Below are 26,414 nucleotides of genomic sequence, written 5' to 3'. Positions count from 1 at the left end.
GTGAGCGGCACACCGGCGCTCCCGGGCGGGGAGGGAGGAGAACCCGGCGCCGATCCCTCGATGGAGGACATCCTTGCCTCCATCCGGCGGATCTTGAACGAAGACGAGACCCCCGCCGCCGTTGCCGCGCCGGACCAGCACGAAACGCCAGTGTTTCCGAAGCCGGTCGAATTGCCGCACGAAGACGAACCGGATGACGGCGTGCTCGTGCTGGACGAGGCGATGCTGGTGGGTGAACCGCCCGCGCCGGAGCCGCCTCCCTCGCTCGCCGTGGTGCAGAAGGAGCTTGGCGTTATCCCGCCGGAGCCGGTGGACGCGCCCATGCCGGTTGCCGTGCCGGTGGCAGAAGCCGTGCCACTGCCCCTGGATGAGCCTGCGCCGAATGGCCTGATGGGCGCTGCCAGTTCCGCTGCCGCGTCTGCGGCGGTCGGGTCGCTGTTGCGCAGCCTGTCGCAGGAACGCACCACCCAGGTGCATCGCGGCGGCCCAACCATCGAGGATCTCGTGCGCGAAGAGGTCCGGCCGCTGCTGAAGGAATGGCTGGACAACCACCTTCCGCCGCTGGTCGAACGCCTTGTTCGCCAGGAGATCGAGCGGGTGGCCGGACGGGCAGCGCTGTAGGGCAGCCTAACCCGGCGACGCCGTAACAGGTGTATTGCGCCCGCTATGGCTTGTCACGCAGAGCGCACCGGCTAGAACCAACACCATGTTGGAAAAGTCATTTTCGCCTGCCGACGTCGAGACCAAGCTGTACGAGGCCTGGGAGCGATCCGGAGCCTTCGCAGCCCAGCCCGGCAGCAACGCGCAGCCCTACACCATCATGATCCCGCCGCCGAACGTCACCGGCAGCCTGCATGTTGGCCATGCGCTGACCAACACCATCCAAGATATATTGATCCGCTGGCGCCGCATGCAGGGGCGGGACGCGCTGTGGCAACCTGGTACCGACCACGCCGGCATCGCCGCGCAGATGGTGGTCGAGCGCCAACTTGCAGCCGAGGGCGTGTCCCGCAAGGAGATCGGCCGCCCAGCCTTCGTGGACAAGGTGTGGGAGTGGAAGGCGCAATCCGGCGGCACCATCACACAGCAGCTCCGCCGCCTCGGCTCGTCCTTGGATTGGGAGCGCGAGCGCTTCACCATGGATGCCGGGCTGTCGGACGCGGTGCGGGAGGTGTTCGTCACCCTGTATCGCCAGGGCCTGATCTATCGCGACCGCCGCCTGGTGAACTGGGATCCGAAGTTCCAAAGCGCCATCTCGGACCTGGAAGTCGAAAGCCGGGAGATTAAGGGCAGCCTGTGGCACATCCGCTACCCGGTGGAGGGCACGGAGGAGTGGATCACCGTTGCCACGACCAGGCCGGAGACGATGCTTGGCGACACGGCCATTGCGGTTCACCCGGCGGATGCGCGGTACGCCGCCCTGCTGGGAAAATTTGCCATCGTGCCGCTGACCGGGCGCCGCGTACCCATCCTGGCCGATGAATATTCCGATCCGGAAAAGGGCACGGGAGCGGTCAAGATCACCCCGGCGCATGATTTCAACGACTTCAACGTCGGCCGCCGCCACGATCTGCCGATGCCGTCCGTGCTGGATCGCGAGGCGAAGGTGACGCTGTCAGAGATCAATCTGGCCGCGGTGCCCGGCATCGCCGACCCGGACTGGACACGGACGCTCGGCGGGCAGGATCGCTTCGCCGCCCGAAAGGCCATTGTTGCGGAGTTGGAGAGACTGGAACTGCTGGTGAAGGTGGAGCCGCACACTCATCAGGTGCCACACGGCGATCGCTCGGAAGTGCCGATCGAGCCGTTGCTCACCACGCAATGGTATGCTGACGCCAAGACGCTGGCCGCCCCCGCGATTGAGGCGGTGGAGACCGGCAAGACCGTGTTCATGCCGAAGCAGTGGGAGAACACGTTCTTCGCTTGGATGCGCGACATTCAACCCTGGTGCATCAGCCGCCAGCTTTGGTGGGGCCACCGCATTCCAGCCTGGTATGGCCCGGACGGCGAGGTGTTCGTCGGCCATACCGAGGATGATGCGAAGGCGGCAGCCCTGGCGCATTACGGGCACGACGAGCCGTTGACCCAGGACGAGGACGTGCTCGACACCTGGTTCTCCTCCGCGCTATGGCCGTTCTCCACCCTGGGCTGGCCGGAGAAGACGGCGGATCTTGCCCGTTATTACCCCGGCGACGTGCTGGTCACCGGGTTCGATATCATCTTCTTCTGGGTGGCCAGGATGATGATGATGGGCCTGCACTTCATGGGCGACGTGCCGTTCCGCACCGTCTACATTCACGGGCTGGTGCGCGACGAGCGTGGCCAGAAGATGAGCAAGTCGAAGGGCAACGTCATCGACCCGCTGGCGATGGTGGACCAGTTCGGCGCCGACGCGCTGCGCTTCACCATCTGCGCGCTGACTGGCCCGGGCCGCGACGTGAAGCTGGGTGCGGCGCGGGTGGAGGAATACCGCCGCTTCGTCACCAAGCTGTGGAACGCTGCCCGGCTGTGCGAGATGAACGCCGTTCGTCCCGATCCGGCGTTCGATCCGGCCGCCGCGCAAGGCCCACTCGCCCGCTGGATGCTGGATGCGGCGAACACTGCCCTGGCGGAGGCGACAGCGGCGTTGGAAGCGTATCGCTTCGACGACTATGCCGCCGCCTGCTACCGCTTCACCTGGAAGACGTTCTGCGACTGGTTCCTGGAGTTCGCCAAGCCGTCCTTCGCCGACGATGCGGAGTTGCGGGCGGCCACGGCGCACGTGCTGGGCATGCTGCTGCGGTTGCTGCACCCGGTGATGCCGTTCGTATCCGCCACGCTGTGGCAGGATTTCGGCTTTGGCGAAGCGGAGGGGCTGATCCGCGCCCCCTGGCCGGACGCCGCCCCCGTCACCGGCGCGGCCGAGGCGCGAGCCGAACTGGAATGGGTGGTGCGCCTGATCGGCGAGGTTCGCACCGTGCGGTCCGAGATGAACGTGCCGCCCTCCATCCTCGCGCCGTTGCTATTGAAGGATGCCACGGCTGAGACGATGGCCCGCGCAGGACGCTGGTCCGAAGTGATCGGCCGCATGGCCCGTGCTAGCGAAGTCAGCCCGCTATCGGGCGAGCCGCCACGAAACAGCGCCCAGATGGGCCTGGACGAGGCGACCATCGTGCTGCCGCTGGAGGGTCTGATCGACCTGGCGGCCGAGCGAGTGCGGTTGACGAGAGAGCGTGCGAAGGCCGAGGCCGAACTGAAGAAGGTGCAAACCAAGCTCAGCCAAGCCGACTTCATCGCCCGCGCCAAGCCGGAGGTCGTGGAGGAGAACCGCGAGCGGCTCGCCGCCTTCACCGCCGACATGACCCGGCTGGACGCGGCGATGAAGCGCATCGAATAGACACCGTGCGGGATCTGAAGTGGCGTGCGCTGGCGGCCCGCGAGGCTGGCCAGCCGACGCAGGCGGTCGCCCTGTGGCGCCAGGTGCTGCAGGAATCACCGGACGATTGGCGGATTGCACTGGAGTTGAAGGCTGACCTCACCTGCGACTACCGATACTCGGAGGCTGACCCGGCATTCCGCCGTGCCGCCCAGTCCTTCCCGGATGCGGAATGGCTGGCACATTACGGGTCGCTGTTCACCTTCCACTCGCCCGATCTGCCAGCGCTGATCGCGCGTGCCGAAGCGATCCTCGGCCGCCGCCCCGGCAATCGGGACGTGCACCGCCTATTGGGCGACCTGCTGATGCAGCATCGGCAATGGCCTGCCGCCGAGCACCATCTGGCGCTGGCCGAGCAGACGGAGGAGAGCGCCGCCAAGTTGGCCCTGGTTCGCCTATACCTTCGGCTGAGTGCGCCAGCCGATGGAACAGGGCCGCCGTACGAAATTGCCTACATCAACCTGGACCGCAGTGCCGACCGCCGGGCCGATGTCGTCCGCGAATTTGCCGACAGCCCGGTGACGCTTCGGCGAGTGCCAGCCGTCGAGGGCCGCATGCTGCCCGAACCGGCGGTACGGCGCTTGGTCGGATCGGATGAAGTGCTGCGTGGGACGTTGGGCTGCTTCCTCAGCCATGTATCGGCGTGGGAGACGATGCTGGCGCGGGGCGTGTCCTATTGCATGGTGATTGAGGACGACGTCGTGCCGCAGGTGCGATTGCCTGCCCATCTGGGCGCTTTCTCGCTGCCGGCGGCGTTCGACGTCTGCTTCATCAACCGCGGCATGCAGCCGCGGTGGCCAGCCGCACGCGTGTCCGCCGCCGCCGGGTTCGAGGCCATCCCGCTCATCGAGGCATTCGCCAGTTTTCCCGTGAACGAGAACGCACCCGGCACCGATGCCTATCTCCTGAGTGCCGCCGGTGCGCGCAAGCTGCTGGACTGGGTGGCCGCGGACGGGTTCGCCGCCGACGTGGATTGGCGCGTGCTGGCCTACAGCATCAGCGAGGCGGAGTGCGCCGCGCTGCCGTCCGAAAGCTTTGCCCGGGGCCTGCTGCACCGGCTGCATGGCTTGGTTGGGCGGCCGGAGCGGTTGGACAGCTACGTGCTTCACCCGGCCCTGATGCGCACCGTCGCCGTCAGCAGCGAGCGTGAAGACGATAACCGGCACCGCCGCGGCTAAGCGTTCTTTGCCAACCCAGCGGCCCGTCCGTAGGGTCGCGGTATTGCCAAAGGAAGCGCGCCATCGTGCCAACGAAACAATGGGATAAATCCCGCCTGCCGTCCCGCCACGTCACCGTGGGGCCGGGCCGAGCGCCGCATCGGTCCTACTATTACGCCATGGGCCTGGACGAGGATGCGATCAATGCACCCTTCGTCGGCGTCGCCACCTGCTGGAACGAGGCCGCGCCCTGCAACATCGCCCTGTCACGCCAGGCGCAGTCGGTGAAGAAGGGTGTGATCGAGGCGGGCGGCACCCCGCGCGAGTTCACCACCATTACGGTGACCGATGGCATCGCGATGGGCCACCAGGGCATGAAATCCTCCCTCGTGTCGCGTGAGTGCATTGCGGACTCGGTTGAGTTAACGGTGCGCGGCCATTGTTACGACGCGCTGGTGGGCCTGGCCGGGTGCGACAAATCGTTGCCGGGCATGATGATGTCGATGCTGCGGCTGAACGTGCCTTCGGTCTTCATGTATGGCGGCTCGATCCTGCCGGGCAATTTCCGCGGGCAGGACGTGACGGTGGTGGATGTGTTCGAGGCCGTGGGTCGCCACGCCGCCGGCACCATGTCCGACGAGGATCTGCACGAGTTGGAATGCGTGGCCTGCCCCTCCGCAGGGGCGTGCGGTGGCCAGTTCACCGCGAACACCATGGCCACGGTGAGTGAGGCGATCGGCCTGGCGTTGCCGGGTTCGGCTGGTGCACCGGCGCCGTATGAGGATCGCGACCGTTGGGCGGTGGAGAGCGGCCGGGCGGTGATGGCGCTGTTGGAATCCGGCCTGCGCCCGCGCGACATCTGCACGCGTGAGGCGTTCGTAAATGCGGCCGTCGTGGTGGCGGCAACCGGTGGCAGCACGAATGCCGGGCTGCACTTGCCCGCCATGGCGCACGAGGCAGGGATCGAGTTCACCATGGACGACGTGGTGAACATCTTTCGTCGCACGCCCTATATCGCCGACCTTAAACCCGGCGGGAAATACGTGGCGTTCGACGTGCACAAGATTGGCGGCATCCCCGTGATTTTGAAGGGACTGCTGGATGGCGGCTTGCTGAACGGTGACTGCATCACCGTCACCGGCAAGACCATGGCGGAGAATTTGAAGGACGTGGTGTTCCCGACCAACCAGGACGTGATCTACCCGGTGTCCCGCCCGATATCGCCGACCGGCGGCGTGGTGGGGCTGCGCGGCAATCTGGCGCCGGACGGCGCCATCGTGAAAGTGGCAGGCATGGCGAAGCAGCGGTTCGAAGGCACCGCCCTGTGCTTCGATTGCGAGGAGGACGCATTCGCCGCCGTGCAAGCCCGCGCCTACAAAACCGGCGATGTCATCGTCATTCGCTACGAAGGCCCTCGCGGCGGACCTGGCATGCGGGAAATGCTGTCCACCACCAGCGCCATCTACGGCCAGGGCATGGGCGAGGACGTGGCGTTGATCACCGATGGCCGCTTTTCCGGCGCCACACGCGGCTTCTGCGTCGGCCATGTAGGGCCGGAGGCAGCGTTGGGCGGCCCGATCGCGTTGCTACAGAATGGCGACAAGATCGTCCTCGACGCAGTGGCCGGCACCATGGATGTTCTGCTGAGCGACACCGAACTCGCGGCACGCCGGGCTGCATGGAAGCCGCGGAAAACGGATTATAACAGCGGCGCCATCTGGAAATATGCGCAGTTGGTCGGCCCGGCGCATCTGGGTGCGGTGACGAACCCAGGTGGTGCGGCGGAAACGCATAGCTACCCGGACCAGTAGGTTTTATCGAACGAAGGACACGCCTTATGGCATTTGAATGCACCATCCCGGCCGTTCCCACCGTGCAGCAGGATGATGGCACGGTTCGTATTACCCAATGGGATTTCGAACCCGGCGCCGTGACCGGCTGGCACGAGCATGGCTGGCCCTATTTCGTCGTGATGCTGGTGGCAGGCACGCTGCGCATCCATAACGGCGCCGAGGTGACGGACGTGCCGTTGGACAAGGGCCAATCCTACATGCGAGCGGCCGGTATCAAGCACGATGTGATGAACGGCTCATCCCACCCGATTGCCTTCGTCGAGATCGAGGTGAAGCAGCCCGGCGACTTGGCCGGAATGATGATCTAGCGGTGGTTAGGCTGGCTGCCGAAGCGAGTCCAGCGGCAGCCAGGCACCGTCTTTTTCGAAATACCAGAACGTCCATCCGTTGCAGGACGGCGCGTTCTGCACGGCGGCGCCCACCTTGTGGATCGAGCCCTGATGCGCACCGCTGATGATGGAACCATCCGCCGAGACAGTCGCCCGCACTTTGCGCGTCCGGTCCCGTAACTCGGTCCCGGCGGTCAACTCGCCCGACTCAACGAAGCTGCCGAATGGAATACGTGGCGCATCCCGACGGGACGGGCTGGTCGCGAGCCCAGCGAGCGGCAGCGGCTTTTCGGCGCGAACCCGGCCGATCGCGGCCTCCGCATAAGCGGGATGCCGCTCGATCCCGATGAAGTGGCGGCCCAATCGCTTAGCGACGGCCGCGGTGGTGCCGGTGCCGAGAAACGGGTCCAGCACGATGTCATCCGGCGCTGTGGAGGCGAGCAGCACCCGGTGCAGCAGCGCCTCCGGCTTCTGGGTCGGGTGCAGTTTCAGCCCGTGCTGGTTACGCAGTCGCTCCGGCCCGGTGCACAGCGGCAGCAGCCAATCGCTGCGCATTTGTAGGTCGTCATTCAGCGATTTCATGGCGTGGTAGTTGAATTTGTATCGGCTATCCTGGCCACGCGCCGCCCAGATCATGGTTTCATGCGCGTTGGTGAAGCGCCGGCCGCGGAAATTGGGCATCGGGTTGGATTTTCGCCATACCACGTCATTTAGGATCCAGAATCCCAGATCCTGCAAAATGGCGCCGACGCGGAAGATGTTGTGGTAGGCGCCGATCACCCAAATCGTGCCATCCTTGCGCAGCAGCCGGCGGCATTCCTCCAACCAAGCGCGGGTGAATGCATCGTAGGCGGCAAAGTCGGTGAACTGATCCCAGTCATCATCGACGCCGTCGACGAGGCTGTCATTCGGGCGACGCAACTCTCCCCGCAATTGCAGGTTATACGGGGGATCCGCGAAGATGCAGTGCACCGATGCCGGTGGCAGCATGCCCATCATGCGCACGCAGTCACCCAGCAGAACCTGATCCAGCGGCAGTTCGCGGACGACTTCCACGCGTTCGACACCTTTCGGAGTTGCGCGGGCAATGTGGCGAAGCCGCGGAAGCCGCGTCAATCGCCGCACCTTCAGTCGTCGCCGGCAGCAAGCTCCGCGGCTGCGAGGTGTAACCGAACGGCACCAAATGTGGGCCGGTGATGGCGGGATATGCCGTGCAGCGCGATAGCGGCCCGGTGCGCAGCCGTGCCGTACCCAGCATTGGCGTGCCAACCATATAGCGGCAGGCGGATCGACAGCCGTGCCATGGCCCGGTCCCGCACGACCTTGGCCACGATGGAGGCAGCGGCGATCGACAAGCACAGCGCGTCCCCGCCAATGACGCAGCGCACCGGGCAGGGCAGTAGCGGCGCCTTGTTGCCATCCACCAGTACCATGTCGGGCAATACCGGCAGCCGCCCTACAGCCCGGCACATCGCCAGCATCGAGGCCTGGAGGATGTTGATCCGCGAAATCTCCGCCACCGATGCCGCGCCGACCCCGATTTCCGCGCTTCCGCACGCGAGCAGGGCCACATAGGCCCTGTTGCGCTGCTCCACCGTCAGCTTCTTGGAATCATCCAGCAACTCAGCAAGGCCGTTCGGCAGGCCGTTGGGGAACACGACAGCCGCGGCGACAACGGGCCCGGCGAGCGGCCCGCGCCCGACCTCGTCAACGCCGGCAACCCGGCCGCTATGTTCGCTCTCGATCAGGTAGTCCGGCATGACCGCCGCAATAGCAGCCCGGCGGAGTCGTTTGGAAGCCTGCACTATCGCCTCAGAACAGCGACAATTGCGACTGCGCGAAGCTGCCGGTGCCCGGCGGTGGCGCGAACTGGGAGCAGTCGAGTTGTTGGCGTTCGTTCAACCCGTGTTGGCGGGCAGCGCGGGTGAACCGCCGGGCCAGTAGCTCCGCGTATACGCCGGTGCCGCCGAAACGGCTGTGGAATTTCGCGTCGTTCAGCGCGCCGCCCCGTGTCTCGCGGATCAGGCTCAGCACGTGCCGGGCGCGATCGGGGAAATGCTGGGTCAGCCACGCCTCGAACATCTGACGCAATTCCAGCGGCAGGCGCAGCAGGACGTAGCTTGCGGCATTGGCGCCGGCCTGTTTCGCGGCCGCCACGATGCGCTCCAACTCCGCGTCGTTCAGTCCCGGGATCATCGGTGCGGCCAGCACCCCGGCAGGGATCCCAGCCTCCGCCAGCGCGGTCACCGCAGCCAGCCGCCGGGCAGGGGTGGCGGCACGCGGCTCCATCTTGCGTGCCAGCGAGGCATCCAGCGTGGTGACGGACAGCCACACCCGAACCAGCCCGCGCTTGGCCATGCGTTGCAAGATGTCGATGTCGCGTACTACGCCAGCCGACTTGGTGACGATCGACAGCGGATGGCCAAACCGCTCCAGCACTTCCAGCACCGCACGCGTCAGCTTCAGCGTGCGCTCCACCGGCTGGTAGGGGTCGGTGTTGGAGCCGAGGGCGAGGGGGCGCGCCACGTAGCCGGGCTTCCGCAATTCCCGTTCCAACTGCTCGGCCACGTCGGGCTTGAAGATGAGCTTGGTTTCGAAATCCAGGCCGGGCGAGTAGCCGAGATAAGCATGGCTAGGCCGCGCGTAGCAGTAGACGCAACCATGCTCGCAGCCACGATAGGGGTTCACGGCACGGTCAAACCCGACATCCGGGCTGGTGTTCCAACTGATGACGGAGCGGCTGGAGTCCTTGATGAGCGTGGTCGGCAAAGGCGGCAGTTCCGCGAACGTATCATCAAGCGTGTTCCAGCCGTCATCGAACGCCTCGCCCTGCAGCCGGTCGTAACGGACGCCCGGGTTCACGGTCGCCCCTCGGCCATGCCGGGCAAGCGACGGCATGACAATTGGCTCGACACCGCTCAGGTCTGGATTGGTTGGCAGGGTCTTCGCAAGCATGGCAACGTTCCCCGTCTGTTCGGATGAACATTGTCCCGTAGACCTGAAGACGTCAAGAACGAAATGAGAACTTGAAAGCGGCCGCACCCGGGTTATACTATAACTATCGCGCCAAGATGTCGCGCTAAGGAGCGTCCGTGGACTCCGTCACCTTCAGCCCCCGAACGAGCGGCCTTCTCGCGCAAGCAGAGGCAATCTGCGTGGACCGTGGGGCGCGGCTGACCGGGCTGCGTCGTCATGTGCTCGGCCTGGTGCTGGACGCGCCAAAACCGGCCGGCGCCTATGATATGCTGGACCAGCTTCGGCCGCATCATAAGGGTGCGGCGCCGCCCACTATCTATCGCGCATTGGACTTCCTGTTGGAGCAGGGGCTCATCCACAAGGTGGAGCGGCTGGCCGCCTTCGTCGGCTGCGTTCACGGCATCGAGCAGCACGACCATCATCACCACACGGTTCAATTCCTGATTTGCACCCGTTGCGGGCGGGTGGAGGAATTGAACGACGCCAAGATCGGCAAGTCGCTGGAACAGGCAGCCACCGGCAGTGGCTTCGTGATCCACGGTTCCACCGTCGAGGCGGAGGGAGTCTGCGGCGCCTGTGCCGACCATGGCTGAAGCGCTGATCCACCGGCTGGCAGAAGTCGGCTCCACCATGGACGCGGCGCGAACCCTGGCCGAGGCCGGCGCGCTCCACGGCACGGCAGTGTCGGCCCGCATTCAAACCGGCGGTCGCGGCCGAAGCGGCAGGCAATGGCTCAGTCCGGCAGGCAATCTCTACGTTACGATCATATTGCGGCCTGGCGGTGATGCCCGGCACGCGCCGGAACTCGGTTTCGTCTGTGCCCTTGCTTTAGCCGAGGCGGTGGATGGGCTGGCCGGCCCCGGCACGAGGCTGAAATGGCCGAACGACGTGCTGCGCAACGGGGCAAAGCTGGCGGGGATTCTGCTGGAACGCCTGCCAGATGGCGCGGTGCTGGCCGGCATCGGCGTGAATGTGGCGCTGCAGCCCGAGGGCATGCCCTATCCGGTGACCAGCCTGCGTGCGCTCGACAGCCCGGCCGAGCCGGAGGACGTGCTCACCGCCTTGCTGGCGCGGCTGCACGCCGGTTGGGCGGTGTGGCAGGCGAGCGGGTTCGCGGCTGTACTGGCCCGGTGGCGCGAGCGCGGCCCGGTGCTGGGTGCCACGCTGCGGGTGCGGCTGGAAACCGGGATCGTCACCGGGTCATTCGCCGGGCTGGGCGAGGATGGCAGCCTGCAACTGGAAACCGGCACTGGCCGGCGCACCCTTGTGGCTGGCGATGTCCTGCTATAGCGCGGGGATGCTTGCGTGACTCGGTCCAACGTGACCAGAACGGTTTCATGCTGAAGCTACGCGTCATTCCGTGCCTGGACGTCAAAGATGGCCGTGTTGTGAAGGGAGTGAACTTCGTCTCGCTTCGCGACGCCGGGGACCCGGTGGAGCAGGCCGCGGTCTACGATGCCGCCGGCGCAGACGAACTGACCTTCCTGGACATCACCGCCAGCCACGAGAATCGGGACACGATTTTCGACGTCGTCAGCCGCACTGCCGCGCGCGTGTTTCTGCCACTCACTGTCGGCGGTGGCGTGCGCTCGACGGGCGATATGCGCAAATTGCTGCTGGCCGGCGCGGACAAGTGCAGCATGAACTCCGCCGCGATCGTCCGCCCCGCGCTGATTGGGGAAGCCGCGGAAAAGTTCGGCAGCCAGTGCGTCGTGGTGGCCGTGGATGCGCGCGCCAGCGGGCCCGGCAAGTGGGAGGTGTTCACCCATGGCGGCCGCAACCCGGCAGGGCTGGATGCGGTGGAATGGTGCCAGCAGGCAGCCAGCCTGGGCGCTGGAGAGATTCTGCTGACCAGCATGGACCGCGATGGCACGGGCAAGGGCTTCGATGGCGACCTGCTGCGGGCGGTGTGCGGTGCCGTGCGCATTCCCGTGGTCGCCAGTGGCGGCGTCGGTGAACTGGACCACTTCATCCAGGGCGCCAAGGCGGGGGCGACGGGGTTGCTGGCCGCGTCGGTTTTCCATTTTGGGAAGTTCAGCATCTCAGAGGTGAAACAGACGTTGAGCGCAGCGGGGTTGCCAGTCCGCCCCGCGCGCTTACCGAATTAAGGAACGCAATGGCGAAGAAACCCGCGAAGGCACAGGCCGTCGTCAAGAAGATGGCCGTCAAGCCGCTGCCCAAAAGTAAGGTCAAATTCGCACCGATAGCCGTTGCATCCGCCGAACCGCCGGACACGTCCGCGGTCGTGCTGGACCGGCTGTGGGCCGTCATCCTGGATCGTCGCAACGCCGACCCGGCGCTCAGCCACTCTGCCCGGCTACTGTCGCGTGGCACGGCGAAGGTCGCGCAAAAATTCGGTGAGGAGGCAGTGGAGTGCCTTATAGAGGCCGTCGCCGGTAATCCGGCACTCGTCGTGTCCGAAAGTGCCGACGTGCTCTACCATCTGCTCGTGCTGTGGGTCGCATCCGGGGTGAAGCCTGGCGCGGTGTGGGCAGAGTTGGAACGGCGGGAGGGCGTGTCCGGCATCGCGGAAAAGGCCGCGCGTGCGCTGCCGCGTTCGCTTGGACTCGCGACACGTAAGATCCCCTGATTCGGAGCCAAACATCATGCCGGTGAGTGGACTTGGTCCCTATGACGACGCCAACATCTTTGCGAAGATCCTGCGTGGGGAGATACCTTCTCGCCTCGTGTATGAGGACGGGTGGGCATTCGCTTTCCACGACATCGCTCCACAAGCACCGGTTCACGTTTTGGTGATTCCGCGCGGGAGATACGTGTCGCTGGCCGATTTCTCCGCCAGCGCGTCCAATGAGGAGATCGTTGGGTTCTTCCGTGCCGTTGGTGTCGTCGCACGGGAGTTGGGCCTGGAAGAGCCCGGGTATCGTGCCGTCGCCAACATCGGCGCGCATGGTGGGCAGGAAGTTCCGCACTTCCACGTCCACCTCTTCGGTGGTGAGGCACTGTCCGGTAGAATGGTAAATCCACGCGTCGGCTAAATAATGAGACCGCGATAACTTTTCATTCTATTCTTTAAAGGATCCTACGCTAGCCCGGTTGGGCCAGCATGGAGCCGAACATTTTGTCCACAGCATTCGCGTCTTACGTTCATCAATCCGCACCGCAAGATGCGTTTCGGCAAATGGTCGAGTTCGGTCCCGACGTCATGGTCCACGTTCGCCCTGATGGCCTCTGCGGTCAGGTCTCTGCCGCCAGCCTGCGGGTCTTGGGCCGGGCCGCAACGACCCTGGTTGGCGTCGATCTGCGGGAGTTCGTACTCGACGCCGATCGATACCTTCTCGATGATCTGCTGACGCAGTTGGCGGTGGGTGAGCCCGGCGTCCCCACCGCTTTCCGCTTCTACACCGTCGATACGGAGTGGGTGTGGATCGAGGCCTGCGCCCGACTGCTGCCGGATGGTGTCGGCGCCGTGCTGTCCTTGCGCGACATCAGCATGCGCAAGGAGGAAGAGGCGGTGTTGGTGGAGGCCAACGACCTGCTGCGCCGCCGTGCGACGCTGGACCCGGTGACGAGCCTGCCCAATCGTGGCCATTTCATCGCCGCGATCGAGCGGGAGCTGCGCCGGGGCCATCGTGAGGAGACTGTGTCGGCGGTCCTCGTGATCGGCTTCGACGATCTTGGTGGCTACAATGAAACCTATGGTCGCGACGCTGGCGACCTGGCGCTGCGCGAGATTGCCACGGCGGTCGAGGGAGCGTTATGCCGCCCCGGCGACTCCGCTGGCCGTCTGGAGGGCGCGATGCTGGGAGTCGTGCTGCCATCCACGGATCTACGCGGCGCTGCGGCGGTGGCGGAGCGGATTCGGCTGGCAGTTGCCGGGTTGGACCTGGAACATAGCCTGGCGGAGACGGGCCGGGTATCGGTCACCGTGTCCTTCGCCTGCTCTGACCGTTATGCGAAGGCCGATGCGCTCCTGCGGGAGGCGATGTGCGAGGTGGAAGTCGCTCGCGCCGCCTTCCTCATCTCGTAACGACGGACCTGGTCGCATCACGCGGCCAGGCAGCACTTCTTGTATTTCTTGCCACTGCCGCAGGGGCAGGGATCGTTTCGACCAACGCTGCGGAGAAGGTTTCGGATCGGCTCCATAGGGGCAGGTTCGATCTCTTCAGCTGCGTCGGAGGCAGATTGCAGCCACTCGATCGCGCTACCGATCGGTCCCAGTCCGTCCCACCCAGCGGCATTCATGCCATGCGGGTCAGCCTGGGCGCCTCGTAAATCATCCCAGAACAACGCCGGGTTCAGCAAGTCCGGATCGATCCATCCGTTGTGGAAAACCTGCTCCACGCGCGCCGATTGCCCGGCAAAACCCAACAGGGCGATCGCGCTGGCCCAGGCGAACCAGACGAAATCCCGCGCCTGCGGCTGCAACCTGGCAGGCAGGCCAGCCAGGTATTCGTAGGTCGCGGCCTCGGGGATCTGGCGCGTGCGGGTGAGATAGGCCAGCACGAACAGCGCCTCCCCACGCATGACCGCATCGGCCTCTTCCGTTTCGGCCAGGCGGTGCAGGGGCGCCGGGTCGCCATCGAACGTGCTGATCAGGATTGCTGGCATCGTCGCCGTGACGCCATCTTCGCCTAGGGTCGAGTCGCAACGCTCCCGGTCCGCAGCCAAGCGGCATAGGGCGCCGAAGCTGGCGGTATCCTGCTGTTCCGCCAGCAGATGCGTCACGACGTAGAGCGACTGCTCCGTCCGTTCCGACAAATCGATGCCATCGACATAGGCCGCAACGAGGCTGCGGCATTGCGGGCCCGTTGTGGCCCACTCGTCCAGCACCCACTGCATCGCCTCGACCGGCAATTCCTCCGACGTGCCGAAGGCAGTGATCGCGTCATCCCAGTTCATGGTTTCGATCCACCGAAGAGACGGCTCCAGAACCCGCCGGTCTGGGCCTTTCCATGCGAGACATGGGGTGTGCGCGCTGGCGGCCGCAGCGCGCTGCTCAGCAAATGGCGACCGGTGTCGCCGAGTGAAATGCGGGCACGCTCGAATGCGGCAATGCGGATGGCGCCGTCGTCGATGCCAGGTGGTAGCGTTGACAGCGTCGCCGCTGCCTCCCGCAGCAACCCGGCCCGACGTTGCACATCCGCTAGGCGGATCAGGCCCTCGGCATCCGCGGGCTTGCGCCATACCGCGAGTGCACGGCGTCGTAATGTCGCGCCATCCCCGCCGTCATCCTCTACCAGCCAGGCGGCCTGCAGCAGCGCCTCCGGCTCCTCTGGAGTGCCGGCGACGATCTGCGCCCAACGCTCAAAGGGGGACGCTGCATCGCCGTCGATCGGCACAATCTCCCGCATGGTCGCGGGCAGGGCGGCAAGATCCGGGGCGCACACGCCACAGCCGGGGCAGATTTGCAGCCAGCGTCGAAGGGTGGAGCGGGTCGGCTCCCCCGGGCGGCCATCCAGATCTGGCGAACCCTCGGGGGCCGGCGCGCGGAAGGGCGGCGGAACGGGAGTGCCGCAAAATGCGCAGGCGGACATGGCGTCACTCTACCAGGCGGCTATTCGCGAACCAGCACCCGGTCCACGATGAACGATGACAGGCCCCCCGCCACGAAATTCCGCCGCAGCGCCACCTCGTCATACTCATGCTCGACCCAATGCAGGAAGGGAACCCGGCCCTCGGCCACGGTCGCGTAATGAACGAAGAACGCGTCCAGAATGCCGGTGCGCGACCTGCTCCAATGTCCGAACCGCCACGACAACTGGGCCAGTGCATCCCGGCTGCTGCCACCCTCAAACATCACCGCCAGGCCGGAAGCGAGGCCGGCGCGGTCGGCGCCCGATTTGCAGTGCATCAGCGCCGGGGCGTCCAATGTACCGTAGATTTCGGCAAAGCGCAGGATCCGGTCGCGATGCGGCGCGCCCCGGCTCTCGAACGCCATGTCGATATGGTTGAGCCCGAGGTCGGCCGAGGCCTGGCGCGACAACGCATCCGAACCGCATTTGCGGTGACCGCGCAGATTGATCAACGTGTGCAGCCCATACTGCCGCTTCGCCGCGGCCAACCGGGCAGGCGTCGGATGGTTGGACCGGTAGAGTTTACCCGGCACCACCTCCGCCAAATTGTCCCATAAAACGCGAAAGACAGCGTGGTCGACCAGGAGTGAGTCGCGCCAAGCAGCCGTGCGGTTTCGGGTTATGTCGCCGGAAAAGGCCATGCAGAGAAATAGAGGGGCGGGCGATCCTCATACAACCCCCAGCGGGAGATGGGTGTGAATCGCCCAGCCGATCAGCCAGCCCGTTCGACCAGCATCTGCTTGATCTCGCCGATTGCCTTGGCTGGATTCAGACCCTTCGGGCAGGTCTTGGTGCAGTTCATGATCGTGCGGCAGGCATACAGCTTGAATGGATCTTCCAGCGCATCCAGCCGCTGCCCGGTGTATTCGTCGCGGCTGTCGGCGATCCAGCGATAAGCCGCCAGCAGCGTGGCTGGGCCAAGATAACGGTCGCCGTTCCACCAATAGGACGGGCAGGACGTGGTGCAGCAGAAGCACAGAATGCACTCCCACATGCCGTCCAGCTTATGCCGCTCCTGCACGCTTTGGCGGCGCTCTCCATCCGGCGGTGGCGGCGTGTCGGACTTCAGCCACGGCTCGACCGAGCGGAGCTGCGCGTAAGCCATCGACAGATCGGGCACCAGGTCCTTCACCACCGCCATGTGCGGCAGAGGGTAGATCTTAACGTCGCCCTTCACGTCCTCGATCGGCTGCAGGCAGGCCAGCGTGTTGCCGCCATCGATGTTCATTGCGCAGGACCCGCAAATCCCTTCGCGGCAGGACCGGCGGAAGGTCAGCGTCGGGTCGATGTCGTTCTTGATGTGGATCAGCGCATCCAGAACCATCGGCCCAATGGCATCCAGGTCGACCTGGTAAGTATCCAGCCGCGGATTGGCGCCATCATCCGGGTTCCAGCGGTAGATCTTAAACTCGCGGATGTTCTTGGCGCCAGCCGCGGCCTTCCAGGTGTGACCCGGCGTGACCTTGCTGTTCTTTGGAAGCGTGAATTCGACCATTCTATACTCTTTCGTACACAGCGGTCAGGGCCGCTGGGACCCTGGCCGAGACCCTCGATCTTGCAATGGTACTTAGTAGACCCGCTTCTTCGGCGGGAAGACGCTCACCTCGTTGGTCAGCGTCTGCATGCGCACGGGGCGGTAGCTCAGATCGACCGCACCCTTGTCGTCGATATGGGCGACGGTGTGCTTCATCCATTCGCCATCGTCGCGGTCCGGGAAATCGTCATGTGCGTGGGCGCCGCGGCTTTCGTGCCGGGCTTCGGCGCCGACCATGGTCGTCATGGCGCTGCTCAGCAGGTTGTCCAGTTCCAGTGCCTCGGCCAGGTCGCTATTCCAGATCATCGAGCGATCGGTGACGCCGATCGTCTCCTTGCCGTCGTAGATGGCCTTCATCTTCGACACGCCCTCAGTCAGGCTTTTGCTGGTGCGGAACACCGCGGCATGGGCCTGCATCGCGCGCTGCATCTGCTCGCGCACATCACCGGTCCGGGTCGTGCCCTGATTGTGGCGCTTCTTGTCCAAGCGATCCAACCCCATCTCCCCGGCCTTTGCGGGCAGCGGGGCCTGGCTGGCGCCGGGCTTCAGGATCTCCGCGGCGCGGTGGGCAGCGGCGCGGCCGAACACCACCAAATCCAGCAGCGAGTTGGTGCCGAGACGGTTTGCGCCATGCACCGACACGCAGGCGGCCTCACCGACTGCCATCAGGCCGGGCACGATCGCGTCCGGATCGGCAGCGGTCGGGCGCAGCACTTCGGTGCGGTAGTTCGTGGGGATGCCGCCCATGTTGTAGTGCACGGTCGGCAGCACGGGGATCGGGTCCTTCGTCACGTCCACGCCGGCGAACACTTTCGCCGTCTCCGAAATGCCGGGCAGACGCTCGTTCAGCAATTCGGCGCCAAGATGCTCGATGTGCAGGTGGATGTGGTCCTTGTTCGGACCCACGCCGCGACCCTCGTTGATCTCGATGGTCATGGAGCGGCTGACAACGTCCCGGCTGGCCAGGTCCTTTGCCGTCGGCGCATACCGCTCCATGAAGCGCTCGCCGTTGCCATTGGTCAGGTAGCCGCCTTCGCCGCGCACGCCCTCGGTGATCAGGCAGCCGGCGGGGAAGATGCCCGTCGGGTGGAACTGCACGAATTCCATATCCTGCACCGGCAGCCCGGCGCGCATCACCATGCCGCCGCCATCGCCCGTGCAGGTGTGGGCGGAGGTGCAGGATAGGTAGGCGCGGCCGTAGCCACCCGTCGCGAGCACCGTGCTCTGCGCACGGAAGCGATGGATGCTACCATCCTCCAGGCACCAGGCGATGACGCCGCGGCAGGCGCCTTCCTCGTCCATGATCAGGTCGAGCGCAAAATACTCGACGAAAAACTCGACCTCGTGCTTCAGCGACTGCTGATACAGCGTGTGCAGGATGGCATGGCCAGTGCGGTCCGCCGCGGCACAGGCGCGGTTGGCCGGGGTCTTGCCGTATTCCTGCATGTGGCCGCCGAACGGGCGCTGATAAATCCGACCGTCCTCGGTGCGGGAGAACGGAACGCCGAAATGCTCCAGTTCGTAGATCGCAGGCACCGCCTCGCGGCACATATATTCGATGCTGTCCTGGTCACCCAGCCAGTCCGACCCCTTGACGGTGTCATACATGTGCCAGCGCCAATCGTCCTCGCCCATATTGCCCAACGAGGCGCCGATGCCACCCTGCGCCGCCACGGTGTGAGAGCGAGTGGGGAATACCTTGGTGATGCAAGCCGTCTTCAGCCCGGCCGCACCCATGCCCAGCGTCGCCCGCAGTCCGGCGCCGCCGGCGCCGACCACGACCACGTCATACGTGTGGTCGATGATGTTATAGGCGCCGTTCGAAGGCTTCGAGATCGCGTTCATCGTTCGGTTCGTCCGATCAGAGGGTCAGGCCGTAAAGGCCATGCGGAGGATGGAGACGACACAGAGTAGGCCGAGGATGAGCGCAACGGCCTTGTTCAGCAGCAGCGAGGCCATCTGCCATTTGTGGTTGCTCACATAGTCCTCGAGCACAACCTGCAACCCAAGCTGCATGTGGTGGAATGTCATGGTGACGATCGCCAGCAGCAGAACCGCATTCCATGGATTGTGCACGAAGCGATGCACCCCGGCCTGGGGAGCGCCCAGCAGGTGCAGCACGGCGTAGATGAACCAGGTGGTGAGCGGCACCAGGGCGATGGCGGTAATCCGCTCGACCTTCCAGTGATGCACGCCGGATCCCGCAGCCCCCATGCCACGCGCGCGGCTGAGTTGGGAGCGCATGATCGTGACCTTGGGAGCGGCGCCGCCTGTGCTTGCGTTCGACATCAGAGATACACCACCAGGCCGATAATCCAGATCAGCAGCGTGATCGCGCCCGTGGCGACCAGCGTTGCAATACCGCTGGCATAAACCTGCGGCAGTTCGAAGCCATAGCCGGCGTCCCATGCAAGATGCCGCAGCCCGGCGACGAAATGGTAAACCAGCGCGACCGTCCAGCCGAACAGCAGTACGATCCCCCAGGAGCCCATGAACGATTGCATCGAGGCGTAGGCGTGCGGCGAACCGGCCGAGGCGACCAGCCACCACACCATCAGCAGCGTGCCGACCGAGGTGGCGATGCCGCATAACCGGTTCATGATGGACAATACGGAGGTGATCTGCGGCTTGTAGACCTGCAGATGGGGGGAAAGCGGTCGCTGGACGGTCGTTCCGTCCGTCCGGGTTCCAATCATCAAAGCGTCGCGGACGTCCGTCATTCCTAGCTCCGGAGGCGCGGCGCCGGGTCGCGCCGCAATGCACAAATGTGCTTACTGCTGGAGGTGGGGAGGGTCAACGCGAGCGCAATGTTGCGATCACACATGTGGCCTGCTTGACTAGACAGTCACGATCCCAGTTTGAGGCCCGCGACGCCTGCGAGGATGAGAGCGACGCAGGCGATGCGCAGCAGCCCGGCGGGCTCGCCTTCAACAGCGATGCCCCAGACAAGGCCACCGGCTGCACCGATACCAGTCCATACCGCGTAGACGGTGCCCATCGGCAACACCCGCAGGGATTGCGACATGGCGCCGAAGCTGCACGCCATCGCCGCCACCGTCGCTACGCTCCAGCCGAGGCGGGTGAAGCCATCGGCCTGCTTCAGCAGCACCACCCAAACGACCTCGAACACCCCGGCCGTGGCGAGCCACAGCCAGGCTGGCGACATGCTAGGCCGCCTGGGCCAGCAGCTTACGGGCGACCAGTACCTCCGCGATCTGCACCGCGTTCAGCGCGGCACCCTTGCGCAGATTATCCGCTACGCACCAGAACGACAGGCCATTCGGCACAGTCGGGTCGCGGCGAATGCGGCTGACATAGACCTCGTCCTCCCCGGCGCAATCCAGCGGAGTCGCATACCCCGCGTCCTCCCGCGTATCCAGCACATGGATGCCCGGCGTCTCGCGCAGGATGGCGCGGGCCTCGGCGGGGGTGATGGGGTTCTCGCACTCGATATTGATCGCCTCGGCGTGACCCACGAACACCGGGACGCGCACGCAAGTCGCATGCACCTTGATGTCGGGGTCCAGGATCTTCCGGGTTTCGACCACCATCTTCCACTCTTCCTTGGTGGACCCGTCATCCATGAACTTGTCGATATGGGGGATCACGTTGAAGGCGATCTGCTTGGTGAATTCCTGTGGCGTCACCGGGTCGTTCACGTACATCGCCCGGCTCTGGCTCCACAACTCGTCCATCCCGTCCTTGCCGGCGCCGGAGACGGATTGGTAGGTCGACACCTGCACGCGGCGGATGCGGTATTTGTCGTGCAGCGGCTTCAGCGCCACGACCATCTGGATGGTGGAGCAGTTGGGGTTGGCGATGATCCCGCGGCGGATCTTGCTCAACGCCTCCGGATTGACCTCCGGCACCACCAGCGGCACGTCCGGCTCCATGCGGAAATGGCTGGTATTGTCGATGACGATGCAGCCGGCCGCCGCAGCCCGTGGGGCATGGATGGCGGAGACGGCGGCGCCGGGGCTGAACAGGCCGATATGCCAGCCGGTGAAGTCAAACCGGTCCAGCGCCTGGATCTTCAGCACCTTCTTGTCGCCGAACGACACGTCCTGCCCAACGGACCGGCCCGAGGCCAACGCGGCGACTTCGGAAACGGGGAAGTTCCGCTCTGCCAGGATCTTCAGGATCTCGCGACCCACCGCGCCGGTGGCACCGACGACCGCAACCCTGAACGCCATGACGCTGTATCCTTCTACGAGAAGCCGCAGGGCTGGCACGTAGCGTCCGCCCCTCGGGGATACAAGTCTCACGACGGCAACCCGGCTATCTGTCAAGGCTCAGTCAGCAGGCAACAAAGCTCGATCGTTCACCCCGGTAACGATACGCTCAGTGCTCTCAGCGCGATTGTGTGCGGATGATGGATATCTCCCAGGCGCAGATCCGCCGCCGACACCATCTCCACCAATTCGCCACCCTGCATGACGCCGATGTTGGGGCAGAGATGGGCGACCACTGCGAGGTTGTGGCTCACCAACACCGTGGTCAGCCCTCGCCCCCGCTGCAGCGCCGTCAACAGGTTCAATACCTCCGCCTGTACCGACACGTCCAAGGCACTTGTTGGCTCGTTCAGCAGCAAGACCTCGGGTGAGGTCATCAGCGCCCGCGCGATGGCGACGCGCTGGCGCTGTCCGCCGGAGAGCTGATGCGGGTAGCGGAAGCGCACCGTCTTCGGCAGCGCAACCTCGTCCAAACCACGCAGGATGCGGGTGTCGTGGTCGCCAATCCCGTGCACAGTCAGCGGCTCGGACAGCGCGCGATCCACCGTCTGCCGCGGGTGCAGGGAGCCGTATGGGTCTTGGAACACCATCTGCACCCGGCGCAGCACGGCGCGGTCGCGGCGCCGGGTCATGGGTGTGCCGTCGATGGCCATGCGCCCCGTCCAGTCCGGGTTCAGCCCGGCTAATGCGCGCAAGATGGTGGATTTACCGGACCCGCTTTCCCCCACCAGCCCGAACGCCGCGCCTTGTGCCACAGCGAAGCTCACGCCGTGGACGATCTCGGTCTGGCCGATGCGAATGCGCAGCCCGTCAACCTGGATCACTCAGGCAGCCCAGCTTGGGTCGCGCACCAGCGTCGGCAGCGTGGCCTGCGGGTGCGCGAGGGACGGCATGCAGCGCAGCAGGCCCTGGGTGTAGGGATGCCGGGCGCGTGCCAATTCGCCGGCGCCTACTTCTTCCACGATGCGGCCAGCGTACATCACCGCAACCCGGTCGCAGAAATGGCCGACCAGGGGCAGGTCGTGGCTGATCAGCAACAGGCCCATGCCGCGCCGGGCGACCAAGTCGTCGATCAGCCGCAGGATCTCGGCCTGCACCGTGGCATCCAGCGCGCTCGTGGGTTCGTCGGCGATCAGCAATTCCGGGTCGGGTGCCAGCATGATGGCGATCATCACCCGCTGTCCCATCCCGCCGGACAATTCGTGCGGATACTGGTTGGCGACATCGGCTGGGTTGCGGATCAACACCTGCGCCAGCAGATCGACCGCGGCTGCCCGGGCCTGCTTGCGACTGCCACCCTTATGGGCGCGCCATGCCTCCGCCACCTGGTCGCCCGCGGTCATGATGGGGTTCAACGAGTATTTTGGGTCCTGCAGCACCAGCCCGGCGCGCCTGCCGCGGATCTTGCGCATGGTGGATTCGGATGCGGTCAATACGTCGATCCCGTCGAAACTCAGCCGATCGGCGGTGACGCTGGCCTGGCCCGGCAGCAGCTTCAGCACCGCCCGCGCCGTCAGCGACTTGCCGGAGCCGCTTTCGCCCACGATACCCAATTTCTCCTGCCCCAGACGCAGCGACACGCCGCGCACGGCCATTGCCGGACCGGACGGGGTGGGAAAGGCCACGTGCAGATTGGCGATGTCGACCAACATGCCGGGTCAGCCGCCCTGCTTGGGGTCGAGCACGTCGCGCAGCCCATCCCCAAGCAGATTGAAGGCCAAAGATGCCAGGAAGATCGCCGCGCCCGGCGCGGTCGGCACCCACCATTGGTCCAGGATGAACCGCCGCCCTGTCGCCACCATAGACCCCCATTCTGGCGAGGGCGGTTGCGCCCCCATGCCGAGGAAGCCAAGCGCGGCCGCAGTCAGAATGATGGCGCTCATATCCAGCGTCATTCGCACGACCAGGCTGGGCACACAAAGCGGCGCCACGTGTCGCAGCACGATCCGCGCGCCGGATGCACCGGTCAGCCGGGCCGCGGCGATGAAGTCGGTGTTGCGGAAGCCCATCGTCTCTGCCCGGGCCAGACGAGCATAGGGTGGCCACGCCGTCAGCGCGATGGCGGCCACGGCGGACAGGATGCCGGGTTTCAGGGCCGCGACGAACGCCAGCGCCAGGATCAATCGGGGGAAAGCGAGGAAGATGTCGGTCACCCGCATCAGCACCCGGTCCCACATGCCGCCCGCATACCCGGCGACGCAGCCCACCGCCAAGCCCAGCGGCGCTACGAGCACCACGACTGCCACCACCATCCCAAGCGTGATCCGCCCGCCATAGGCGATTCGGGAGGCGATGTCCCGGCCCAACTCGTCCGTGCCGAGCCAATGTGCATGGCTGGGCACGGCAAGCCGGTGCGCCAGATCCTGCGTGGCCGGATTATAGGGCGCGATCAGCGGCGCCGCGAGGGTCATCGCACCAATAGCAATGCCACGACCAGCCCAGCCATCGCCATGCCATTGCTGCGAAACAGCAACCAAGCCCGATACCGCCGCCCCCACGCCGCCTGCGAGCGGGAGGCGGGGGAGTCCGTCAGTAGCCATGTGCGTGTGTTGGGCATCGTCAGATCACCCTTTCCAGCCCCGGCCGGGAAAGGGAAGGGGTTTTAGCCTACCACTGGCATATCCGCGGCGCGGACGGTCCCATTTTGGCTACTGAACGACAGATCCTGCGTGCCACTTTGCTGCTGCGACACACCGCTGATGCGGTGATCGCCGCTGTCATAGACGGTGACGCGCCCTTCCTGCTTGATCGCAACGCGATGCGTGTCGGGGAAACAGGCATAGCGCATGCCGTTTTGCGCCCCGGTTGCGGAGGCGCGGCCCAAGTCGCCGGGCCACCAATGATTCGAATCGGGTGTCTGTTGCTTTGGCGCGGGGGTGGGTTCGTTGGCGACGCCGCGTGCCAGTTCGGTGCACAGCGCATTCACCTTGTCGCGCAACGCATTGTTGAACATGTCGCCGACCTGCGTCATGCCGCCGGCCGACCATTGCCCCATGCCGCCAAGGTCGCGGTGGCTGAACTGGGCCTGTCGCCCGCCGCCGCGCTGCAGCGCGTCCTTCAGCGCCACCACCGCATCCACGCTGATGCCGTGCTTATGGGCCAGGGTCGTCGTGATGTCGTCCGCCATGTCGATGGCTCCACTTTATATTCTATGGGACAGACGCAGCGACCGCGCTTTGGTTTTACCGCTTCGTTCGCCGGGGCAGGACAAGCGGATCGGATTGCGCTATCCACCCCCGCATGTCCCGGTCCGTCGAACTCTCCCGCACTACCTCCGAAACCGATATCCAGCTTGCGTTGGACCTGGACGGCAGCGGCCGGTCCGAGGTCGCCACTGGCGTCGGGTTCCTGGACCATATGTTGACCGCGCTGGCCCGCCACGCCCTGTTCGACCTGCAGGTGCAGGCGAGCGGCGACCTGCATATCGACGACCACCACACGGTGGAGGATATCGGCATCGTGCTGGGCCAGGCCTTCGCCCGCGCGATTGGCGACAAGCGCGGCATCCGCCGCTACGGCCACGCCGTGGTGCCGATGGACGAGGCGCTGATCGAGGCTGCAATCGACATTTCTGGCCGCCCGCTGCTGGTCTGGTCCGTGGCGTTCAACGTGCCGACGATCGGCACCATGGACACCGAGCTGTTCGAGGAATTTTTCCGCGCTTTCGCGCATAACGCGCTGATAACGCTGCACGTCACCGCAAAGGCCGGCCGCAACGCGCACCACATTGCCGAGGGCTGCTTCAAGGCGCTAGCCCGGGCACTGCGCATGGCATCAGAGATGGATGCGCGCGCCACCGATGCGATTCCCTCCACCAAGGGGGCGTTGTGAAGACCTTTACGGTCCATCTGCACCAGCGAAAGATGCCGATCCTGGTGCCGGAGGCGTTTGCCTGGGGCGCGTTGTTCTTCGGCCCGATCTGGCTGCTGCTGCGCGGCGCCTGGATCGCGGCCCTGATCGCATTGGCCGTGCTGGTGCTGGTCTGCACCGTGGTACCGCCCGAGCTTCGGCCGGTTCTGTTCATCGGGACCATGGTGTTGCTTGGCCTGCTTGGACACGACCTGCGCCGGGCCCATCTGGGGCTGATGCGCTACCAACTCAGCCACGTCGTTGCCGCCCGGAACAATGACGAGGCGCTCTACTGCCTGTTGTCCTACCGCACCGACCTGATGGGGCTTGCGGTGTGATGCGTGTCGCAGTGGTGGATTACGGCAGCGGCAACCTGACCTCCGCCGCACGTGCTTTATCGCGAGCGGCGGATGATGCCGGGATGGACGCCGAGGTGACTGTGACGAATGACCCGGCCATTGTCGCGGCGGCGGATCGCGTCGTGCTGCCAGGGCAGGGCGCGTTCGCCGATTGCGCCGCCGGCCTGGCCGCGGTACCCGGTATGCGCGACGCGATCGACGCCTCCGTCGCCGCGGGCCGGCCGTTCCTGGGCATCTGCGTCGGCATGCAATTGATGGCCGAACGCGGGCTGGAGCACAAAATTACCGCCGGCTTCGGCTGGATTGCTGGCGACGTGGCGGAAATGCCGGCCGCCAATCTGCGTTTGCCCCAAATGGGCTGGAACGCGTTGGACTTCGTGCCCGGCAGCCACCCCTTGCTGGAGGGGTTGACGCCCGGCGACGACGTCTACTTCGTGCACAGCTACGCGCTGACCGGCGCGCGCGCCCGGGACGTTTTGGCGACGACGGACTATGGCGGCCCGGTGCCGGCGATGGTCGCGACCGGCAATCGAGCCGGCACCCAGTTTCACGTCGAGAAGAGCCAGACTGTCGGCCTGCGCATCCTCGGCAATTTCCTGCGCTGGAACCCATGAGCGAACTGCAAGCGGGCCTCGCCCCGACCCTGGCGGTGGAACTGGCTGAATCCTTGCGCGATGACGATCTGCACGCTCTATGTGAGGCCGCCGACGCTGCCATCATCGAGGGCGGTGGGTTCGGCTGGGTGGAACCGCCGGGCCGGACGGCGCTGGAGAGCTACTTCCGCGGCCTGCTGTTGGTGCCGGAGCGGCAGCTTTTCGTCGGCCGGCTGGACGGCATCATCGTCGGCAGCGCGCAATTGGTGCGCCCGCCCCGCAACAACGAGGCACAGGCCTTCGCCGCCCAGTTGATGCACAGCTTCGTGGCGCCCTACGCCCGCGGCCACGGGCTGGCGCGGATGATTACCCGCCGGGTGGAAGACGCGGCCAGGGCGCTCGGCTACCAGATGCTGAACCTCGACGTCCGCGAAACGCAGGACGCCGCGATAAAGCTGTACGAAGGTTCCGGCTATCAGCGATGGGGCGAGCATCCGGCCTATGCCCGGGTGGGCGGTAAGATCATCCGCGGCTTATATTACTGCAAGCGGCTGCGCGACGGCCGGTAACGCGGCAACCAATT

29 protein-coding genes and 3 pseudogenes are annotated in these 26,414 nt (G+C 65.5%); 15 read left to right on the top strand and 17 right to left on the bottom strand.

Annotated features, from left to right (window positions below; all coding sequences use genetic code 11):
- From GSQ76_RS13035 to GSQ76_RS13015, 5 genes are all read left to right on the top strand, one after another.
- On the top strand, positions 1-621 hold the full coding sequence (locus GSQ76_RS13035; RefSeq protein ID WP_158744342.1) for a DUF2497 domain-containing protein: 621 nt from the start codon (positions 1-3) through the stop codon (positions 619-621).
- Positions 622-706: 85 nt separating this feature from the next.
- Entirely contained in the window at positions 707-3,376 is a 2,670-nt protein-coding gene (locus GSQ76_RS13030; protein WP_158744341.1) for a valine--tRNA ligase, read from the top strand.
- A 5-nt stretch (positions 3,377-3,381) separates the two neighbouring features.
- Positions 3,382-4,593 carry a glycosyltransferase family 25 protein gene (locus GSQ76_RS13025; RefSeq protein ID WP_158744340.1) on the top strand — a complete coding sequence of 404 codons (1,212 nt, stop codon included), beginning with the start codon at positions 3,382-3,384 and terminating at the stop codon, positions 4,591-4,593.
- Between the two features lie 65 nt (positions 4,594-4,658).
- A complete protein-coding gene (gene ilvD, locus GSQ76_RS13020) occupies positions 4,659-6,383 on the top strand; it encodes a dihydroxy-acid dehydratase (RefSeq protein WP_158744339.1) in 1,725 nt (574 codons plus the stop codon).
- A gap of 26 nt (positions 6,384-6,409) precedes the next feature.
- Complete coding sequence (locus GSQ76_RS13015; RefSeq protein WP_158744338.1) at positions 6,410-6,733, top strand: cupin domain-containing protein; 324 nt, start codon at positions 6,410-6,412, stop codon at positions 6,731-6,733.
- Positions 6,734-6,739: 6 nt separating this feature from the next.
- On the opposite strand, the gene GSQ76_RS13010 is transcribed toward GSQ76_RS13015, so the two are convergent.
- From GSQ76_RS13010 to GSQ76_RS13000, 3 genes are all read right to left on the bottom strand, one after another.
- Entirely contained in the window at positions 6,740-7,753 is a 1,014-nt protein-coding gene (locus tag GSQ76_RS13010) for a site-specific DNA-methyltransferase (RefSeq protein ID WP_158744406.1), read from the bottom strand.
- 128 nt (positions 7,754-7,881) lie between these two features.
- The gene (locus GSQ76_RS13005) at positions 7,882-8,514 is read right to left on the bottom strand and encodes a ribonuclease HII (RefSeq protein ID WP_158744337.1); all 633 of its coding nucleotides are present in this window, start codon (positions 8,512-8,514) and stop codon (positions 7,882-7,884) included.
- Positions 8,515-8,566: 52 nt separating this feature from the next.
- Positions 8,567-9,652: a PA0069 family radical SAM protein gene (locus GSQ76_RS13000; protein WP_158744405.1), complete on the bottom strand. Its 1,086-nt coding sequence runs from the start codon at positions 9,650-9,652 to the stop codon at positions 8,567-8,569.
- Between the two features lie 194 nt (positions 9,653-9,846).
- Between GSQ76_RS13000 and GSQ76_RS12995 the strand changes: the two genes are divergently transcribed.
- From GSQ76_RS12995 to GSQ76_RS12970, 6 genes are all read left to right on the top strand, one after another.
- A complete protein-coding gene (locus tag GSQ76_RS12995; protein ID WP_158744336.1) occupies positions 9,847-10,323 on the top strand; it encodes a transcriptional repressor in 477 nt (158 codons plus the stop codon).
- Positions 10,316-11,020, top strand: a complete 705-nt coding sequence (locus tag GSQ76_RS12990) for a biotin--[acetyl-CoA-carboxylase] ligase (RefSeq protein WP_158744335.1) — start codon at positions 10,316-10,318, stop codon at positions 11,018-11,020. The genes GSQ76_RS12995 and GSQ76_RS12990 overlap by 8 nt, the downstream gene beginning before the upstream one ends.
- Before the next feature lie 47 nt (positions 11,021-11,067).
- Complete coding sequence (gene hisF / locus GSQ76_RS12985) at positions 11,068-11,838, top strand: imidazole glycerol phosphate synthase subunit HisF (protein WP_158744334.1); 771 nt, start codon at positions 11,068-11,070, stop codon at positions 11,836-11,838.
- A gap of 8 nt (positions 11,839-11,846) precedes the next feature.
- Positions 11,847-12,320 (top strand): phosphoribosyl-ATP diphosphatase, encoded by a 474-nt coding sequence (locus GSQ76_RS12980; protein ID WP_158744333.1) that lies wholly within the window; start codon positions 11,847-11,849, stop codon positions 12,318-12,320.
- 16 nt (positions 12,321-12,336) lie between these two features.
- The gene (locus GSQ76_RS12975) at positions 12,337-12,726 is read left to right on the top strand and encodes a histidine triad nucleotide-binding protein (protein ID WP_158744332.1); all 390 of its coding nucleotides are present in this window, start codon (positions 12,337-12,339) and stop codon (positions 12,724-12,726) included.
- Positions 12,727-12,809: 83 nt separating this feature from the next.
- A complete protein-coding gene (locus tag GSQ76_RS12970) occupies positions 12,810-13,718 on the top strand; it encodes a GGDEF domain-containing protein (RefSeq protein ID WP_158744331.1) in 909 nt (302 codons plus the stop codon).
- A 17-nt stretch (positions 13,719-13,735) separates the two neighbouring features.
- Here GSQ76_RS12970 and GSQ76_RS32655 read toward each other — a convergent pair.
- The 14 genes and pseudogenes from GSQ76_RS32655 to GSQ76_RS12905 form a co-directional block, all read right to left on the bottom strand.
- A pseudogene (locus GSQ76_RS32655) lies at positions 13,736-13,840 on the bottom strand (SEC-C metal-binding domain-containing protein); the annotation flags it as partial.
- 168 nt (positions 13,841-14,008) lie between these two features.
- Positions 14,009-14,530: pseudogene (locus GSQ76_RS32650) on the bottom strand (DUF1186 domain-containing protein); the annotation flags it as partial.
- Between the two features lie 56 nt (positions 14,531-14,586).
- Positions 14,587-15,225, bottom strand: coding sequence for a hypothetical protein (locus GSQ76_RS12960; protein WP_158744329.1), 639 nt, complete (start codon positions 15,223-15,225; stop codon positions 14,587-14,589).
- 20 nt (positions 15,226-15,245) lie between these two features.
- Complete coding sequence (locus GSQ76_RS12955; protein ID WP_158744328.1) at positions 15,246-15,905, bottom strand: tyrosine-protein phosphatase; 660 nt, start codon at positions 15,903-15,905, stop codon at positions 15,246-15,248.
- Between the two features lie 71 nt (positions 15,906-15,976).
- The gene (locus tag GSQ76_RS12950; protein ID WP_158744327.1) at positions 15,977-16,759 is read right to left on the bottom strand and encodes a succinate dehydrogenase iron-sulfur subunit; all 783 of its coding nucleotides are present in this window, start codon (positions 16,757-16,759) and stop codon (positions 15,977-15,979) included.
- Between the two features lie 72 nt (positions 16,760-16,831).
- On the bottom strand, positions 16,832-18,643 hold the full coding sequence (sdhA, locus tag GSQ76_RS12945) for a succinate dehydrogenase flavoprotein subunit (protein WP_158744326.1): 1,812 nt from the start codon (positions 18,641-18,643) through the stop codon (positions 16,832-16,834).
- Positions 18,644-18,667: 24 nt separating this feature from the next.
- A complete protein-coding gene (sdhD, locus tag GSQ76_RS12940) occupies positions 18,668-19,087 on the bottom strand; it encodes a succinate dehydrogenase, hydrophobic membrane anchor protein (protein WP_254070386.1) in 420 nt (139 codons plus the stop codon).
- Positions 19,087-19,518, bottom strand: a complete 432-nt coding sequence (gene sdhC, locus GSQ76_RS12935; protein ID WP_158744325.1) for a succinate dehydrogenase, cytochrome b556 subunit — start codon at positions 19,516-19,518, stop codon at positions 19,087-19,089. Before sdhC ends, sdhD begins: the two co-directional genes overlap by 1 nt.
- A 125-nt stretch (positions 19,519-19,643) precedes the next feature.
- Positions 19,644-19,964, bottom strand: coding sequence for a multidrug efflux SMR transporter (locus GSQ76_RS12930; RefSeq protein WP_158744324.1), 321 nt, complete (start codon positions 19,962-19,964; stop codon positions 19,644-19,646).
- Position 19,965: 1 nt separating this feature from the next.
- On the bottom strand, positions 19,966-20,991 hold the full coding sequence (locus GSQ76_RS12925) for an aspartate-semialdehyde dehydrogenase (protein WP_158744323.1): 1,026 nt from the start codon (positions 20,989-20,991) through the stop codon (positions 19,966-19,968).
- Positions 20,992-21,119: 128 nt separating this feature from the next.
- Positions 21,120-21,854 (bottom strand): ABC transporter ATP-binding protein, encoded by a 735-nt coding sequence (locus tag GSQ76_RS12920; RefSeq protein ID WP_158744322.1) that lies wholly within the window; start codon positions 21,852-21,854, stop codon positions 21,120-21,122.
- Positions 21,855-22,682, bottom strand: coding sequence for an ABC transporter ATP-binding protein (locus tag GSQ76_RS12915; RefSeq protein ID WP_158744321.1), 828 nt, complete (start codon positions 22,680-22,682; stop codon positions 21,855-21,857).
- A 6-nt stretch (positions 22,683-22,688) separates the two neighbouring features.
- Positions 22,689-23,587, bottom strand: a pseudogene (locus GSQ76_RS12910) (ABC transporter permease).
- A gap of 45 nt (positions 23,588-23,632) precedes the next feature.
- A complete protein-coding gene (locus GSQ76_RS12905) occupies positions 23,633-24,157 on the bottom strand; it encodes an SHOCT domain-containing protein (RefSeq protein WP_158744320.1) in 525 nt (174 codons plus the stop codon).
- A gap of 113 nt (positions 24,158-24,270) precedes the next feature.
- On the opposite strand from GSQ76_RS12905, the gene hisB reads away from it, so the two are divergent.
- From hisB to GSQ76_RS12885, 4 genes are read left to right on the top strand one after another with little or no spacing between them, the layout of a single operon-like run.
- Positions 24,271-24,861 carry an imidazoleglycerol-phosphate dehydratase HisB gene (hisB, locus tag GSQ76_RS12900; RefSeq protein WP_158744319.1) on the top strand — a complete coding sequence of 197 codons (591 nt, stop codon included), beginning with the start codon at positions 24,271-24,273 and terminating at the stop codon, positions 24,859-24,861.
- On the top strand, positions 24,858-25,217 hold the full coding sequence (locus tag GSQ76_RS12895) for a DUF2628 domain-containing protein (protein WP_158744318.1): 360 nt from the start codon (positions 24,858-24,860) through the stop codon (positions 25,215-25,217). Before hisB ends, GSQ76_RS12895 begins: the two co-directional genes overlap by 4 nt.
- Positions 25,217-25,852 (top strand): imidazole glycerol phosphate synthase subunit HisH, encoded by a 636-nt coding sequence (hisH, locus tag GSQ76_RS12890; protein ID WP_158744403.1) that lies wholly within the window; start codon positions 25,217-25,219, stop codon positions 25,850-25,852. Before GSQ76_RS12895 ends, hisH begins: the two co-directional genes overlap by 1 nt.
- Positions 25,849-26,400 (top strand): GNAT family N-acetyltransferase, encoded by a 552-nt coding sequence (locus GSQ76_RS12885; RefSeq protein WP_158744317.1) that lies wholly within the window; start codon positions 25,849-25,851, stop codon positions 26,398-26,400. Before hisH ends, GSQ76_RS12885 begins: the two co-directional genes overlap by 4 nt.
- Positions 26,401-26,414: the final 14 nt, after the last annotated feature.

It is taken from the genome of Acidisphaera sp. L21, assembly GCF_009765685.1.
In the GTDB taxonomy this organism is placed as follows: domain Bacteria; phylum Pseudomonadota; class Alphaproteobacteria; order Acetobacterales; family Acetobacteraceae; genus LMUY01.
This window is presented reverse-complemented; position numbering and strand designations above follow the sequence as displayed.

Excerpts from the sequence above, each read along its gene's own strand:
- GSQ76_RS12915 (WP_158744321.1), bottom strand. The coding sequence starts at position 22,682 with ATGTTGGTCGACATCGCCAATCTGCACGTGGCCTTTCCCACCCCGTCC.
- GSQ76_RS12950 (WP_158744327.1), bottom strand. The coding sequence starts at position 16,759 with ATGGTCGAATTCACGCTTCCAAAGAACAGCAAGGTCACGCCGGGTCAC.
- GSQ76_RS12925 (WP_158744323.1), bottom strand. The coding sequence starts at position 20,991 with ATGGCGTTCAGGGTTGCGGTCGTCGGTGCCACCGGCGCGGTGGGTCGC.
- hisH (WP_158744403.1), top strand. The coding sequence starts at position 25,217 with ATGCGTGTCGCAGTGGTGGATTACGGCAGCGGCAACCTGACCTCCGCC.
- sdhD (WP_254070386.1), bottom strand. The coding sequence starts at position 19,087 with ATGTCGAACGCAAGCACAGGCGGCGCCGCTCCCAAGGTCACGATCATG.
- GSQ76_RS12990 (WP_158744335.1), top strand. The coding sequence starts at position 10,316 with ATGGCTGAAGCGCTGATCCACCGGCTGGCAGAAGTCGGCTCCACCATG.
- GSQ76_RS12960 (WP_158744329.1), bottom strand. The coding sequence starts at position 15,225 with ATGTCCGCCTGCGCATTTTGCGGCACTCCCGTTCCGCCGCCCTTCCGC.
- GSQ76_RS12885 (WP_158744317.1), top strand. The coding sequence starts at position 25,849 with ATGAGCGAACTGCAAGCGGGCCTCGCCCCGACCCTGGCGGTGGAACTG.
- GSQ76_RS13005 (WP_158744337.1), bottom strand. The coding sequence starts at position 8,514 with ATGCCGGACTACCTGATCGAGAGCGAACATAGCGGCCGGGTTGCCGGC.
- GSQ76_RS13015 (WP_158744338.1), top strand. The coding sequence starts at position 6,410 with ATGGCATTTGAATGCACCATCCCGGCCGTTCCCACCGTGCAGCAGGAT.
- sdhC (WP_158744325.1), bottom strand. The coding sequence starts at position 19,518 with ATGACGGACGTCCGCGACGCTTTGATGATTGGAACCCGGACGGACGGA.
- GSQ76_RS12905 (WP_158744320.1), bottom strand. The coding sequence starts at position 24,157 with ATGGCGGACGACATCACGACGACCCTGGCCCATAAGCACGGCATCAGC.
- GSQ76_RS13000 (WP_158744405.1), bottom strand. The coding sequence starts at position 9,652 with ATGCCGTCGCTTGCCCGGCATGGCCGAGGGGCGACCGTGAACCCGGGC.
- GSQ76_RS12980 (WP_158744333.1), top strand. The coding sequence starts at position 11,847 with ATGGCGAAGAAACCCGCGAAGGCACAGGCCGTCGTCAAGAAGATGGCC.
- sdhA (WP_158744326.1), bottom strand. The coding sequence starts at position 18,643 with ATGAACGCGATCTCGAAGCCTTCGAACGGCGCCTATAACATCATCGAC.
- GSQ76_RS13010 (WP_158744406.1), bottom strand. The coding sequence starts at position 7,753 with ATGATGGGCATGCTGCCACCGGCATCGGTGCACTGCATCTTCGCGGAT.
- hisF (WP_158744334.1), top strand. The coding sequence starts at position 11,068 with ATGCTGAAGCTACGCGTCATTCCGTGCCTGGACGTCAAAGATGGCCGT.
- GSQ76_RS12975 (WP_158744332.1), top strand. The coding sequence starts at position 12,337 with ATGCCGGTGAGTGGACTTGGTCCCTATGACGACGCCAACATCTTTGCG.
- GSQ76_RS12955 (WP_158744328.1), bottom strand. The coding sequence starts at position 15,905 with ATGGCCTTTTCCGGCGACATAACCCGAAACCGCACGGCTGCTTGGCGC.
- hisB (WP_158744319.1), top strand. The coding sequence starts at position 24,271 with ATGTCCCGGTCCGTCGAACTCTCCCGCACTACCTCCGAAACCGATATC.
- GSQ76_RS13030 (WP_158744341.1), top strand. The coding sequence starts at position 707 with ATGTTGGAAAAGTCATTTTCGCCTGCCGACGTCGAGACCAAGCTGTAC.
- GSQ76_RS12930 (WP_158744324.1), bottom strand. The coding sequence starts at position 19,964 with ATGTCGCCAGCCTGGCTGTGGCTCGCCACGGCCGGGGTGTTCGAGGTC.